Here is a 14,199-nt window from a genome sequence, read left to right as displayed (position 1 = left end):
ACCGGCGTGCTGACGGCGGCCATGGCCTTCTCCATGCTGCAGTTGTTCGTTCTCGGCGCCTTGGGCCCGCACATCGTGCCGGATCTCGGGATGTCCGCTGCCGCACTGGGGTTGACGACAACCGTGGGTTTCGGTACAGCGGCGCTTCTGTCGCCGTTGACCGGTCACGCGGTGGATCGGCTGGGGCCACGACGATGTCTGATTGCGCTTTCGCTGATCGTCACCGTCGCCCTCGGGTTGATCGCTGCGGCGCCCGGCTATGCGGCCCTGCTCGCGGCCGTGGCTCTGGGCGGCATTCCGCAGGCGTTGGCCAATCCCGCGACGAACAAAGCGATTCTGGCGGTCATCTCGCAGACTGACCGCGCAGGGGTCACCGGTGCCAAGCAGTCCGGTGTTCAGCTCGGTGCCATTGCCGCCGGATTGCCGCTGACCGCGCTTGCGGCCGCGGCAGGCTGGCGTACGGCGGTGTGGGCAGCAGCGGGCATGGCGCTGCTGGTTGCGCTGTGGGTCCGGCGGACCCTGCCCGCCGACCCGTCGCGACCGCACCAGAGCGCGTCCAGCTCGGGCGTTGGTGACAGCCGGCAACGGGGTGCCGACGGAGTCGTCTGCTGGCTGGCGGCGTATTCGCTGTTCCTCGGAGCCGCTATGGCGTCGATCAACACCTACCTGGCGCTATTCGGAGAACGACGGCTCGGCCTCAGCGCCGCGGCGGCGGGGACACTTGTGGCTGTGCTCGGCGTAGCAGGCATCGCGGGCCGCATCGGCTGGGCCCGAGCTGCGGGAAACCCGCGCGTGGCTGTCGTCCTGCCCGCGGGGTTGGCGCTCGGGTCGGGACTCGCGGCTCTGCTGCTGGCTGCCTCCGCACTGATGACCGAGGTGGTGTGGGTCGCGGTGATCGCGGTAGGCATCTTCGGCATGGCTGGCAACGCCGTGTCCATGGTGCTGCTGATCCAGCGCTCGGATCCCGGACGAGCTGGACGCAACTCGGCGTTGGTCTCGGCGGGGTTCTTCGCCGGATTCGCCGTAGGACCACCAGTCTTCGGTACCGTGGTGCCCTCGATCGGATACAGCGGCAGTTGGCTGATCGTAGCAGCGGAATTCGGTGTCGCGGCGACAGTCGCGGCACTGTGGGCAGTGCGCGATCAAGCTGACCGCGTCAGGGCGCGAGTATGACCGCGATGCACCGCACCCGCTGTGTCGATGGTGGGGAAGATTCCGGAGCACTGATCGTGGCAGCGATGTACTGTCGGCGTCTGCGTTCGCGGCGATTCCGTGGGGGTGCCGCGTGACGGATTGGGCGCGAGACGCACTCGATGCCATCCTGGATCGCGTATCCAGCACATGCGCTGCTGTCGGCACTCGATTTCCGCTGTACGCCGATAGCACGTCGGGCGAATGGACGACTACCTTCCGGGGGTCCTGGACCGGCGGCTTCTGGGCGGGCCTGCTGTGGCTGCGCGCGTTGAGCAGCGGTGCGCCCGCACACCGCAGCTTGGCTATGGAAACGACAGCACGCCTGGCCGATTGGGTAGCATCGGACACTTCTACCCGTGGTTTGATTCTCTGGTACGGAACGGCCTTGGCCGCCGCGCGGGGTGAGGACACCACCGCCTTGTCGCTTCGCGAGAGGGCCGCACGCCAGTGCCACGCCGACTTCGATCACGACCTCGGAATGCTCCCATGGGGTTCAGCGTTCGGTGGCCCGCGCCTGGTTGCTCGCGTGGACGGAGTACCGGGCATCGTACCGCTCCTGGCCACGGACAAGAACGCCCACAGCAGCGACATCGCCAGCGAACACCTCCGCACCCACCTGACACGTTGGCGTACAACACCAGTCGGTATCCCGGCATGGGCATGGTCGGATGGCACATGGGTCCCCTGCGCGCAACCGCGGCCAGGGTGGAGCAGAGGCCGGGCCTGGCTGCTGCTCGCGCTGGCCGACGCCTGCTGGTATCTGTCCCCGGAGTTCCTCGGCGACGCAGGCGCACTGGTGGACACCGGTCAACCGCTGGTGCCTCTCGCCGAAGATCACCCCGCCGCGCCGCCGGACACCTCGGCCGCCGCGATCGAAGCAGTAGCACTGCTCAAACTCGCCGCGGTCCAGCCGCTTACGCCACCGGCTTCGGTGTTGCGGGCCAGAGCCACCGAGATCATGCGACGGCTGGCGACGGAATATCTGAGCGGTCCCGGCTTCCCTGGACCGCGGGGCAGGCTGGGCGGCGGATGCTACGACTTCGATCGCGGGCTGGCCACCACCCATGAGCTGATCTGGGGCGATTTCTTCTTCGCATCGGCCTTGGCCATACAGACCGGATTGATCGCTCCTTTCGAGATCTGAAGCGCCCTCAGCGCAGTACCGATCCGGCCACGGAAGCGATGTGCAGTTCGTCCGGACCATCCAGCAAGCGCGCCATCCGCCCCATCCGCAGCAGGCCCGGCAGCGCGGTATCCGGCCCCAGCCCAGCAGCCCCATACACCTGTACCGCGGAATCGGCCACCTGTTGCAGCGTCCGCGCCGCGGCCACCTTCGCCAGACCGGATTCCACCCGAGCGTCATGACCGGCGTCCAGGAGTGCAGCCGCCTTGTGCACCAGTGGCCGGGTGCTCCGGATGGCCAGCAGCGACTCGAAAATATGCTGCTGCACCAGCTGCCGCTCCGCCAGCGCTCCCGATGACTGACTGCGGGTGCGAGCTCGCTCGCACATCAGGTCGTATGCTCGCTGCGCCTGGCCGAGCCAGCGCAGGCAACGCAATGTCCGGCCCAGCTGCAGTCGCTGCCGCGCGATCGGCAACGCACGTCCCCGCTCGCCGATCAGATGGTCTTTCGGCAGCCGGACCTCGTCCATAGCGATCTCCCACTGCCCACCCGCCCCGAGAATCGGCAGCTCACGCACGAGCCGGAAGCCGGGAGCATCGGTCGGCACCAGCAGCAACGACAACCCCTCTCGGTCCGAAGTCTGCCCGTCGGTGCGCGCAAGCACAGTGATCACATCGGCGTCCTGAGCTCCGCTGACGAACCATTTGCGACCGGACAGGATCCACGAACCATCCGGAGCCGTCGTCGCTCGCGATGCCGTCAAAGTCGGGTCGGTACCTGGTGTGTCTGGTTCGGTCATCGCAAACGCGGCGTGCAACTCCCCGGAAGCCAGCCGCTCGAGGTACGTCTCGCGAACGCGGTCACCGGCATGACCCTGCAACATCCGCACATCCAACAGCGACGCCGAACCGAGCACCGCAGGCCCATAGTCACTGGCGCCTTCGACCTCGGCCAGGCACACGTACTCGGCGAACGGGAGCCCTTGACCGCCCAGCTCGATCGGCAGCGGCAACGCCCACAGCCCTGCGGCTTTGGCCGCCTCGGCCAAAGCCGAACGCACTGCCGAAGCGGCCGCACCACCTGCCTCGAGCAGGGTCTCCTCTGGCATCACTCGTTGTGCCACAAAGGATTCCACGTGCTCGCGTAGTGACGTGCCGTCGGCCTCGGCGGCGGACGCACGGGTGTGAGATGCGAACGAGTCCATGGCTTCTCCTCGTCTGCCGGGAACTCGATGTCCCCGCGCTGCGACTGCTGTTATCCGCGGGAGTGGTCGGCGGCGATCGTCACCGAGTTCCCGCGGCGGTCACTCTGTTCCAGAAGGAGAGCCATGACACTCGGCGCTACGCGGACCTCCGGCAACCAACTGACGGCGAAACCATTGCACGGGCTGCACCTCGGGACCGGTGGTCCGCCGGGGCCGGTCTCGATAGCGACGCAGCACCTACGGTTGCTCGGCGCTGAACCTTCCGCGCACGACCACGACGCGTTGACCCTGGCCGACGTCGACGGCACGACGATCGAGACCCACCTGTCCTGGGGCAAGGAGGGCAGCACGGTATGCGATGAGGCGACCATGCAGGCCGCCGCAGGACTGATGCTCGTGCACGGACGCCGCGACGGATCACCTCGCGGACTGGCCGTGGACTACGTCTCGGCCGCCGCCGGTGTGCTTGCCGTCCAGGGCTTGCTGGCAGCGCTCATCGGCCGCGCGAGGGGCACGTCGGTGACCTCGGCGGAGGTCTTGCTCGACCGCGTAGCGCTGCTCACCGTGTCGCAGTACCTTGCCGCAGCGTGCGCCGAGGACGACGAAGCCAGCCCGCTGGCGCCCGGTGGGCCACCATTCACCACCGCCGACGGTGTCCGATTCGAACTCGAAGCACTGGACGTGGCGGTCTGGGCGGAATTCTGGCAGGCCATCCAAGCACCGATGCAAGCGGCGCGAAAAGGCTGGCGGCCCTTCCAGTTCCGGTACGCCACCGCGTGCGCTCCGATCCCTGAGGACTTGCATCGCACGACGAGAAGCCGCACGTGGGCGCAGGTGCAGGCGGCCGCGGCCGAATCCGGCGCCGACGTCTGCCGGTTGCATACCCTCGCCGAACGCGCCGGAGAACTGCACGACGGCGGCGAATCGACATTGCCGTGGGAGCTGTCCCTGAACCCGGGAGCCCCTGCGGCAGTACCGGCACGCGGCCGATGTAGCACCGAGCGTCCCTTGGCAGGCTTCACCGTGTTGGAGGCAGGGCGTCGGGTCCAGGCTCCGCTGGCCGCGCACCTCTTAGGGCTGCTCGGCGCAAACGTCGTGCGAATCGAACCGCCAGGCGGTGACCCACTCCGTGGCATGCCACCCACCTGTTCGGATATCTCCGCGCGCTGGCTGGCCCTCAACCGGGGCAAGGACGCGGTCGAAATCGACATCAAGTCGCCCTCCGACCAACAGAGATTGCTCGAGCTGGCAGCCGACGCCGACGTCTTCCTCCACAACTGGGCACCCGGAAAAGCGGAGCAACTCGGACTCGACGCCGACACGCTATCGGCCGCCAACCCCGGCTTGATCTACGCCTACACCAGCGGCTGGGCAGGACGGCTCCCCGGCGCCCCCATGGGCACCGATTTCATGGTGCAAGCCCGCACCGCCGTAGGAGAGGCAGCCCGCCCGGCCGACGAATCACCGATGCCGTCGCTGATGACCCTGCTGGACGTGCTCGGCGGCATGCTGGGCACCGAAGCGATTCTGGCGGGACTGCTCACACGCGAACGCACCGGCCGCGGCGTCCGCGTCGAATCCTCACTCCTCGCTGCCGCGCAGCTGCTCACCGCACCGGCTCTGAACCGTGCTCGAGACGGTCGTCCCGCACGTCACCCCGCTGGTTTCCGTCGTCCATTGCCGACCGCTGACGGGCTACTCGCACCCGCCGACGAGCACGCCGCCGCGGCAACCGACACCGCCACACAGGTGCGTGCACTGTCCACCGACGACGCCTGCGCGATGCTTCAAGACCGAGGCATCATCACCACCCCGGTGACCACCGACCTCACCACCCTGCCCACCGATTCCCGCTTCGCAGGTGCCATGACACGCGACGAACACGGTGCCATCGCGGTGTCGTCGCCATGGGGGTTCCGATGAGCGTCGCGCTACACGATCTGGTCCCCCACAAGCTACGCAGATCCTGGGCGGCTGACGGCAGCTACCCCGACCTGGACCTGTACTCGCTGTTCCGCGCGCGCCGCTGCCAGGACCCGCACCGGACGGCGCTGGCGGACAACGAAGGCGAGGTGAGCTACGCGCAATTGGACACCCTGGCGCGGCAGCTCGCCGCCGGTCTGGCTGCCCGAGGCGTATGTGCCGGCGATGTCGTCGGTGTTCAGCTGCCCAACTGCCGCGCCGCTGTGATCACCGACCTCGCTCTGGCCGCGCTGGGTGCCGTCGCCCTGCCGTTTCCCGCCGGTCGAGGCATGCGCGAGGCCGAGTCGCTGCTGCGGCGAGCAGAAGCCGTAGGGGTACTGGCGGCCACGCAGTTCCGTGGGACCACCCATGCCGCAGATCTCGCGCAACTGCTCGGCCAGTTGCCGATGTTGCGTTTCGTCGTCGCCGTCGGTCCCGGCGCGGCACCAGGTAGCTGTGTGCCGTTTGCGGAACTGTTCACTGGCGACAACCACGACCTGGTCCCGGCTCGTCCCGATCCGGACGCAGCCGCTCGAATCCTGGTGTCCTCCGGGTCGGAGTCGGAACCGAAAATGGTCGCCTACTCCCACAACGCGCTCGCCGGCGGCCGCGGCAACTTCATGGCATCACTGTTGACCGACGGCCGACCGCCCCGCAGTCTGTTCCTCGTACCGCTCGCCACGGCATTCGGCAGCAACGGCACGGCCGTCACGCTCGCCCGCCATGGCGGCGCGCTGATTCTGCTCGACCACTTCTCGCCGGTGGCGGCGCTGGCATCCATCGACCGTCATCGTCCCACCCACGTGCTCGGCGTCCCCACCATGATCCGGATGATGCTCGAACACGGCGCAGCCGACACCGACACCTCCTCGCTGACGGCACTGATCCTGGGTGGCTCGCAACTCGACGCCACCACGGCCGAGGAGGCACAACGCGCATTCGGATGCGCGGTGGTGAACCTCTATGGGTCGGCCGACGGCGTCAACTGTCATACAAATATTGATGAAATCGACTCCGAGAGAATAGCTCTGGGAGTTCCGGTTGGGCGGCCCGATCCGCGCGTCGCGCAGATCCGCATCGACCGGGTCGACACCGGCCGGACCGCGGCTCCGGGAGAAACCGGAGAAATAGTCGCCCGGGGACCGATGACACCACTGTGCTACGTCGCGGACCCGCAGTTGGACGCGCGCTACCGCACCAGCGACGGCTGGGTACGCACCGGTGACCTCGGCGTACTCGACCACGCAGGCCGCCTGCACGTGGTCGGACGGCTCAAGGAGATCGTCATCCGCGGTGGCGCGAACATCAGCCCCGCGGAGGTCGAACGCGTGCTGGCGACCCATCCCGATGTTCGCGACGTGGCGTGCATCGGTGTCCCCCACGACGTGCTCGGTGAACAACTCGCCGCCTGCGTCGTGCCACGGCCGGGCAGTTTGCTCGACCTGGAAGAGGTGTGTGCTCATCTGGCGGCCAACGGCATGGAGCGCGGCAAACACCCCGAATCGCTCCTGCTGCTCGATGCCCTGCCGTTGACCCCGGCGGGCAAACCCGATCGAGCGGCTCTGCAAACGCGGTTGACAACCGCCCAGCACTGAAAATAATGCGGGGCAGCCGTTTCCACGGCTGCCCCGCCTTCCCATTCGCGCTGTCAGGATCCGGACAGCGCCTTCTTCAACGTGGACGCCGCCTCCCGATAGACAGACAGAAGATCCTGCCCCTGACCGGGGTAGTTCACGATCGACACCTGTTCGACGCCCGAGTCCGGCAGCACGGCGCCGGTGGACATGTGCGCGTTGTCGAGCACGAACTGCGGCTTCTTCACCGTCATTTCCGCCAGCTGACCGGGTGTGACGGCTTCAGGACCATAGGTGCCCACAATCTGCGCACCGGCCAGGTCGGCCGCCCACGTCGAGAACACCTGTGCGATGACCGTCGGCTGTTTGCCGCCCGCCCATGCCGACCGGACGTCACTGCTGAGCTTGTCGTACTCGACGTTGAACGTCGCGATCCATGCCTGCGCCGCCTCGGTGGTGCCGAAGCGCTGGCCGAGCGACTGCACCTGGGCTTTCACCTTCTCCGCGGAGTTGTCCAGCCCGACCTCGATCAATTCGGCCTTCGATCCCGCGGCTTCTTTGATTTTGGCCGCGAACGGTTCGAACGGCGCGTAGAGCACGAAGTCCGCTTCCGCCACCGCGGTCAGATCCGAAGGCTTGGGATCGTAGTCGGGGGCATGGTGAACCGATGGCGGCACAATGACTTTCACATCTTCCGCGCCTGCGGCTTCAGCGAACGCCGCCTCCCAGGTGGTGGTGGCCACGACCACCGGGTGGGCATGTCCATGGTGGTCGTGCTGTTCGCTCTCGGAGTTGGAACAGCCGCCGAGCAGCACGGTCGCTGCGGCGACCACGCTTGTCGTCAAGGTCATGCCGGCGGTCAATGGTCGGAAGCGTGCCATGAGATTGTTCTCCGTTCAGGGATCAGATGAGCCGCGAAAGCAACTGCGCCCGCGGTGAGGACCAGCACAGGCCCAGGGGGAAGATCGAAGGCCAGTGCCAGGAGAAATCCGATGAGATTCACGGCAACGCCGATACCGATAGCCCAGAAGATGATCGAAGTCAGCGAGTGGCCCAACCGGCGGGCAGCCAGCGCGGGCAGCAGCGTGAGCGCATCCACGAGAAGCGCACCGGTCAGCCGAATCGCTCCTGCCACCGCCACCGCGATCAGCACCAGCAGAATCAGCGTGAGCCGCCGCACCGCCACACCGGAAACCAACGCCAGCTCGCGATCATGCAACAACAGCGCGAGATCGCGTCTGCGCCACCAGAACAGCGCAGGCACCGCCACCGCGAGCACGGCCAGCACAACGACGTCCTGAACGCGGACCGCCAGAATCGAACCCCACAGCAGCGAAAAAGCCACCGACGCGTTCACTCCCGCCACCGCCAGCACGAGCAGCGCCGCCGCAACAGCCAGACTCATCAGCAGACCCATCGCGCCGGACAACGTTTCCGGCGTACGTGCCAGTGGGCTGATCGCGGCTCCGGCCACCGCGCACGCGAGCAGACCACACAACGCCGGATCCAATCCGGTCAGCAACCCGACCGCGGCACCGAGCAGCGCCACGTGCATCATCGCGAACCGGACCGGAATGATATCCAGCCCCACGATCGCGACACCGATCACCGGCAACCCAATTGAGCCCACCAGCAGCGCCGCGCCAGCGCGCCGAACCGACTCCATCCCCAGCAACTCGATCAATTGCGCCGGCCCGTTCACGACAGCTCCCGCAAGCGGCCGGCTGCCATCTCCAGCACGCGGTCGCAACGTCGCGCCAGCGCCCGGTCATGCGTAACCACGATGAGGGTGACCGGCAACTCCGCCAGCACCTCGGCAGCTTCCTCCTGGCCTGCGAAATCGAGCGCGGCCGTGGGCTCGTCGGCCAGAACGACGCCCGCACCGGCCGCAACGCACCCGACCGCACGGGCCAGATGCATACGCTGCAATTGCCCGCCCGAGAGCGTGTCGAGAGGTCGACCGAGTAACTCCCCGACGCCCAGCCGTGCGGCCATTGCCTGCGCGTGCTGGGCGTCTCCGCTACTGGCCAGCAGCTCACCGGCGAGCAGAGGGAAACGGCCCGCCGCGGGCCGCTGCGGAACCCACCCGCACACTCGCCGCCGCCACGAATAGTCCGCCGATGTGCGGCCACTGCGGCCCCCGATGGAGATCTCGCCCCGCACGGCCTCGTGCAGGCCGATCACCGCCCGCAGCAGCGTCGTCTTGCCCGAACCGTTCGTGCCGGTCACAGCGACCCGTTGGCCTGCGCGCACGTCGAGGTCGACGTCGCTGACCACGTCGACGCGCCCGTGTCGGCACGACACCCTCGTCAATCGCAGGTCCAGTCCCGCCATCACCCCACCTCCTTACCGGCCGCCATCCGCGCGCCGACCGGTGCGCCGGGCAACTGTCGGACCGCGATGCCCATCGGTTCCCCAGCATGATCGCCGTCTCCGACGGGCACGTCGATTCCGCGCACCACCGAGACAAGAGTTTCGCGAGCACGGGCCACCCGCGAACGGATCGTGCCGACCGGACAACCCACTGTCTGCGCAGCCTCGGCATAGGACATGCCCAGTACCTGGGTCAAGACGAACGCCTCACGCCGTTCCTGGGGCAGGCTACACAGTAGGTCGTTCAGCGCGACCTCCTCGGAGAAATCCGGTGCGCGCCGATCCGGGCGCTGGTCGAGAATTTGTGACCATTCCGGCACTCGAGTGGTCCTCGGACGTGCGGCGACGCTGCGGAACCGGTCCACAACCACACGACGAGCGATCGACAGCAACCAGGTACGTGCTGTCGAGCTTCCGGCGAACCGCGGCAGGCTCCGCATTGCTCGCAAAAACGTCTCCTGGGTCAGGTCGTCAGCGGACTGAACGTCGGTCAGGTGCGCGACGAATCGCCATACATCGCGCTGCGTCGACTGAATGAACTGCTCCAACGCTTCTCGGTTTCCGGCACCAGCCGACAACGCCAGCGCCGTCAAATGTTCGTCGGACATGCGCGGCCTCCACATCGACGAATCTGGCACACGCAAAAGCGCTCAGCATTTCGAAGCGACCGAGGAGAAGGCCCGTCGCCGCGGCAGGAAGCCCACAGCAGAGAAGAAGACAACATTCACACAATTTCTGTTCGCGACACCACAACTCGGGTGCGGAGAGACTGGCAGTCGGGGCGCGCGCAGTACACGCACCGGCGCAGATAACCGACTGCCGCTGGACGGGAAGGCCCGCCGATCTCATCGGCTTTGTGGCATACCATGACGGCTTGCTCACGAGCATCGGTGAGAAGAGCGGTCACGTTCGCCCCGGAATCAAGGGTCACTGCATTGCGCCGACATGATCGGCGAGGCAGGCGTCGACACCGCAGCAGCACAAGGCATAGCTGCCTCCGGTGGGCGAACTCTCAGAAGTAACCCGAAGCGGCCGGAGGACCCCGCCGCGCCATCACATGACGCAGCACGCCTTCACGGAGCATCTCTATCCGATGGTCGACTTCCGCCAGGATTCGCGGGTTGTCGTCGACCGACGGATGGACCAGAACCAGGAACAGAGGCGCCAAGATCCGTGTGTACACTGCGGCCAGCAGCCCGAAACAAACCACTTCCCCGCGCCACAACCACACGCCGCACACCAGCGCGGCCGCAGCGTGCGCGGCGAACATCAGCCCCGGATCACCTTGCAGGAGAACCGGTTCAGTCGCAGCACCGTGCGCGGTCGACATCGCCGCCATGCCGAACCACACGTGCAGGACCGCCTGCATCACCGCCAGCCCACCACCGATGGCGAAGAAACCACGCTGACGATCGGCCAGAGCCCACGCTATCGAACTCGTTGCGGCAAACGCCACGATCAATGACGACATCGACACACCGTGGCCCGCCGACGCCGCATGCCCCAGCGCCGACAAAAACACCGCGATACCCGCGAACACAATGGCACGGCCCGCCCGCGCATTCTGGGGCACGGGCACGGTGTTCATAGCACCGTCCATCATGACATCCACATGCCGACAATGTCCCGCAGGGGTTTTCGGCCACCCTGGTGTCATCACGGCACGCCGGGCATCCCGGCCGATCGTGCTGCGTAGCCTGCGTGATCAGGACCTGCGACGAGCCACCCCGATACCGAGTGCTGCGAGCAAGCCCAGACCGCCCAGCGCAATGCCGATGCCGCCGAGCCAGCGAGCGGTCGTATCGCTCGACGAGCCCGGACCGGACGCCGCCGGCTGGATGTCGCCATGGTTCTCGATGCCGCCGGATTGCTTGGCAGCCAATGTCAGCGAAGGAGCAGGGCGTTCTGGCTCGGGACCATCACCGTCGGCCTTCTGGTCCCAGCGCACGACTTGTCCGTCAGCGTAGGTCTGGACCGCCGGAACCGTCATCGTCTCGGTGTCGGGCAAGCCATTCGCGAGCACGGAGAACTGCCCGAACTGGCTCGGCCCGATGCCGCCGCCCGCATCAGCCGTCCACGTGATGTCCGTGGCATTGCGTTCCGAGTCTTTCCGGACCACCGCTTTCCATCCCGGCACCGCCTCGGTGTCCACCGCGGTGACACCAGGAATCTGCACCGCGAATTCAACCGTAGGGCTCCCGGTCGCCGATTCATTCGGTACCCGGAAGACAAGGACACCCGAACCGCCACGCGACGCCTCCGGCCCGGAAACCGTGATGTGGGCGAAGGCCGGAGCGACCGCCGCGGTCGCCACAAAGGCCGCGGCAACACTCGCTGATGCGGTGCGGACGAACCAAGTACTGTTCATCGTCGAGACCTCTCCTTCACGGTGAGAAAACGAACGCAACAGATGCTCGGCTACGACAATATGCCACAACCGATCCGCAACCTTGCATATCCGGTGAGCCCGGTCGCGCCGAATGCGACATAAGAAGAGGTAACGCGCCTGACCCATCGCCCTGGTTTCACACGGCGAGGCAATTCGAAATCCCGGGCCGCACGCGCCGCGCCGAGTTGATACCGGCGCCGACTCATTACCGCAACCCTCTGACCGGCGCGGTTGCGAGCATTGCGCCGTATTCGCGGGCGTCGTGGAGGGCCCGGCATCCCGACCACGACTTCCGAAGCTATGTGCTCAGTGGGTGTCGTTCCAGAACTGGATACCGGCTGCGATCAGCGCGGGGATACCGACGATGACGGTGCCGGCGACTGCGCCCATACCGGCCAACGCGGCGCCGGTGATAAGGCAGCCCCCGATCGCGGCCGGAACCGCGAGCAGGCCGATTGACACCACTCCCCCGGTCGCTCCGCCGACGATGCCCCCGGCGACGCAGCCGATGCCGCCACCGATCGCACTGCCCAGCAAGCTGCCGACGGTCGCGGCCGCCATCATCGACATGCTGAAGTTGCCGAGTGCCGCGTTGTAATTCGGATGTGACAGTGCGTCGATCTCTTGGGCGGTTGCTGGGCTGACGGGGCGCGCGTCGGCGGGATCGGTGCTCGGGGTCAGCGTTACGGTGTCACCATCGAGCTGCGCTGCGATCGGCATCGCACTGCCGCCGCGGGCATAGGTCAGCGGAAGGGTCGCGACCGACGCTCCGCTCCGGTCGATGAACTGCAGATGGCCATCGGTGACAGCCAGCGCCCCGGCGTCCATGGTGAGGACAACCGAACGGTCGACCACATTGGCCTGGAAATGGACATCCGGAGTCTCCTGTATGGGATCCGCGGCCGCCGTTCCCGCCGAGATACACAAAGCCGAGATGGCCATGGCGGCCACCGCAGCGCCTTTACGGAACATCATTGTTGTCTGCACTCCCGATGTTGTTGTGGGCAGCGTGGATTCGCAGCCGACAACAGGTCGGGGAAGCTGCCGAATCAGTTCCCGGAATTGATGTGACACATGGCACATCAGTTCACGCTCAGGTTCCAGCCTGCGGATCGGTACCCGGTCCCGAACGCTCGTGTTGTCCTCGCCTGCCCGGCACGCCTACGCGGGTTTCAACTCGGCTGTCTCGGCTGTTCTCGAATCGGCTCGGAGCAGGTTCAGTAGCGGAGCCGTCAGAGCGGTAGTGGCGAGTGCCATGACGACCAGCAGCGAATACAGGTCGGTGCCGATGATTCCGGTGGACAATCCGACGTCCAGCAGGATCAGTTCGGTCAGGCCTCGCGTGTTCAGCAACGCCGCCAAGACCTGCGCCGCATGTTTTTCGATGCCGACCAGGCGGGCGGCCAGGTAGGTGCCGCCGAGCTTCCCCGCTACCGCGACCGCGATCACGACCACCAGTTCGACGATGCCGGCGCGGTCGGTGCTGGACAGATCGACACGGAGACCGGCGATCACGAAGAAGCAAGGCATGAACAGGGCACCGAGGGGCTGTACGGCGGCGACAACGTTCTCCCTGCCCTTGCGCGGGAAGACGACGCCGAACAGGAAAGCGCCGAAGATCAGATGCAGACCGGACCATTCGCTGGCGGCGGCCCACAGCAGGGCGCCGCACATCGCGACGAGGGTTACGGATCGGCCACCGGTGCCGTCGACCACGCGACCGAGGATCGGTCGCACGATCCACCATGTCCCGGCAGCCAGCGGAACCAGCAGTAGCAGCCGCCAGGTCTGTCCGGCGCCGGTCCGGGTGGAGGCGACGACTCCCGCCAGCACCGCCCATGCCAGGACGTCACCGACCGCCGCGCAGCCGAGCGCGAGCTGGCCGACCGGCGTGCCGAACATGTTCCGGTCGTGCAGGATTCGCGCCAGCACCGGAAATGCCGTCACCGCCAGCGAACAGCCGACAAACAGCACGAAGCCGATTCGGCTGCCGGTCTGATGCCGGGCCAGAACCGTCAGGGCGACAACGGATCCCAAGACGAAGGGCACGATGTAGGCCGACAGCGACACCACGGGCACCGCGCTCCGATTTCGGGCGAGTCGCCCGAGGTCGGTTTCCATACCCGCGACGAACATGAACAGCGCGATCCCGATATTGGCGAGCGCGGCGAGCGCGGGCCTGGTCTCCATCGGGAAGACGAGGGTCGATAGCTGGGTTCCCAGAACGGTAGGTCCGGCGAGGATTCCGGCGGCGATCTCACCGATCACGGGCGGCTGCCCCACTCGTTCGGCCAGCCAACCCAGGACGCGTGCGGCGACCAAGACCAGGGCGAGATCCACGAGCAGCATTGTGATGACATGGCTGGGCACGGACCCGCCT

At 66.9% G+C, this 14,199-nt stretch carries 13 protein-coding genes; 4 read left to right on the top strand and 9 right to left on the bottom strand.

Going from position 1 to position 14,199, the window contains the following annotated elements:
* The first annotated feature begins 6 nt into the window (after nucleotides 1-6).
* Complete coding sequence (locus tag NA4_RS02845; RefSeq protein WP_218022239.1) at nucleotides 7-1,173, top strand: MFS transporter; 1,167 nt, start codon at nucleotides 7-9, stop codon at nucleotides 1,171-1,173.
* Between the two features lie 112 nt (nucleotides 1,174-1,285).
* Nucleotides 1,286-2,338 (top strand): hypothetical protein, encoded by a 1,053-nt coding sequence (locus tag NA4_RS02840; RefSeq protein WP_067463365.1) that lies wholly within the window; start codon nucleotides 1,286-1,288, stop codon nucleotides 2,336-2,338.
* A gap of 7 nt (nucleotides 2,339-2,345) precedes the next feature.
* Here NA4_RS02840 and NA4_RS02835 read toward each other — a convergent pair whose 3' ends face one another.
* Nucleotides 2,346-3,521: an acyl-CoA dehydrogenase family protein gene (locus NA4_RS02835; protein ID WP_067463362.1), complete on the bottom strand. Its 1,176-nt coding sequence runs from the start codon at nucleotides 3,519-3,521 to the stop codon at nucleotides 2,346-2,348.
* A 123-nt stretch (nucleotides 3,522-3,644) separates the two neighbouring features.
* Here NA4_RS02835 and NA4_RS02830 point away from each other — a divergent pair, with 123 nt between their 5' ends.
* Both NA4_RS02830 and NA4_RS02825 read left to right on the top strand, forming a co-directional pair.
* A complete protein-coding gene (locus NA4_RS02830) occupies nucleotides 3,645-5,444 on the top strand; it encodes a CoA transferase (RefSeq protein ID WP_067463359.1) in 1,800 nt (599 codons plus the stop codon).
* Nucleotides 5,441-7,078: a class I adenylate-forming enzyme family protein gene (locus NA4_RS02825; protein WP_067463356.1), complete on the top strand. Its 1,638-nt coding sequence runs from the start codon at nucleotides 5,441-5,443 to the stop codon at nucleotides 7,076-7,078. Before NA4_RS02830 ends, NA4_RS02825 begins: the two co-directional genes overlap by 4 nt.
* 53 nt (nucleotides 7,079-7,131) lie before the next feature.
* On the opposite strand, the gene NA4_RS02820 is transcribed toward NA4_RS02825, so the two are convergent.
* The 8 genes from NA4_RS02820 to NA4_RS02785 all read right to left on the bottom strand — a co-directional run bounded on the left by NA4_RS02820 (nucleotide 7,132) and on the right by NA4_RS02785 (nucleotide 14,189).
* Nucleotides 7,132-7,872 (bottom strand): metal ABC transporter solute-binding protein, Zn/Mn family, encoded by a 741-nt coding sequence (locus NA4_RS02820; RefSeq protein WP_218022238.1) that lies wholly within the window; start codon nucleotides 7,870-7,872, stop codon nucleotides 7,132-7,134.
* A 44-nt stretch (nucleotides 7,873-7,916) separates the two neighbouring features.
* Nucleotides 7,917-8,759: a metal ABC transporter permease gene (locus tag NA4_RS02815; RefSeq protein WP_218022237.1), complete on the bottom strand. Its 843-nt coding sequence runs from the start codon at nucleotides 8,757-8,759 to the stop codon at nucleotides 7,917-7,919.
* On the bottom strand, nucleotides 8,756-9,391 hold the full coding sequence (locus tag NA4_RS02810) for an ABC transporter ATP-binding protein (protein ID WP_067463350.1): 636 nt from the start codon (nucleotides 9,389-9,391) through the stop codon (nucleotides 8,756-8,758). Before NA4_RS02810 ends, NA4_RS02815 begins: the two co-directional genes overlap by 4 nt.
* Nucleotides 9,391-10,038: a sigma-70 family RNA polymerase sigma factor gene (locus NA4_RS02805; protein WP_157128762.1), complete on the bottom strand. Its 648-nt coding sequence runs from the start codon at nucleotides 10,036-10,038 to the stop codon at nucleotides 9,391-9,393. The genes NA4_RS02810 and NA4_RS02805 overlap by 1 nt, the downstream gene beginning before the upstream one ends.
* A gap of 404 nt (nucleotides 10,039-10,442) precedes the next feature.
* A complete protein-coding gene (locus NA4_RS02800) occupies nucleotides 10,443-11,018 on the bottom strand; it encodes a hypothetical protein (RefSeq protein ID WP_157128761.1) in 576 nt (191 codons plus the stop codon).
* A gap of 117 nt (nucleotides 11,019-11,135) precedes the next feature.
* The gene (locus tag NA4_RS02795) at nucleotides 11,136-11,798 is read right to left on the bottom strand and encodes a YcnI family copper-binding membrane protein (RefSeq protein WP_067463344.1); all 663 of its coding nucleotides are present in this window, start codon (nucleotides 11,796-11,798) and stop codon (nucleotides 11,136-11,138) included.
* Between the two features lie 327 nt (nucleotides 11,799-12,125).
* Nucleotides 12,126-12,806, bottom strand: a complete 681-nt coding sequence (locus NA4_RS02790) for a DUF8020 domain-containing protein (RefSeq protein ID WP_157128760.1) — start codon at nucleotides 12,804-12,806, stop codon at nucleotides 12,126-12,128.
* Between the two features lie 174 nt (nucleotides 12,807-12,980).
* A complete protein-coding gene (locus NA4_RS02785) occupies nucleotides 12,981-14,189 on the bottom strand; it encodes a cation:proton antiporter (protein ID WP_067463338.1) in 1,209 nt (402 codons plus the stop codon).
* Nucleotides 14,190-14,199 lie beyond the last annotated feature (10 nt).

It is taken from the genome of Nocardia amamiensis NBRC 102102 (assembly GCF_001612745.1).
Lineage (GTDB): Bacteria > Actinomycetota > Actinomycetes > Mycobacteriales > Mycobacteriaceae > Nocardia > Nocardia amamiensis.
Note: the sequence above shows the minus strand (reverse complement) of the source record. Positions and strands in the feature narration are given on the sequence as shown.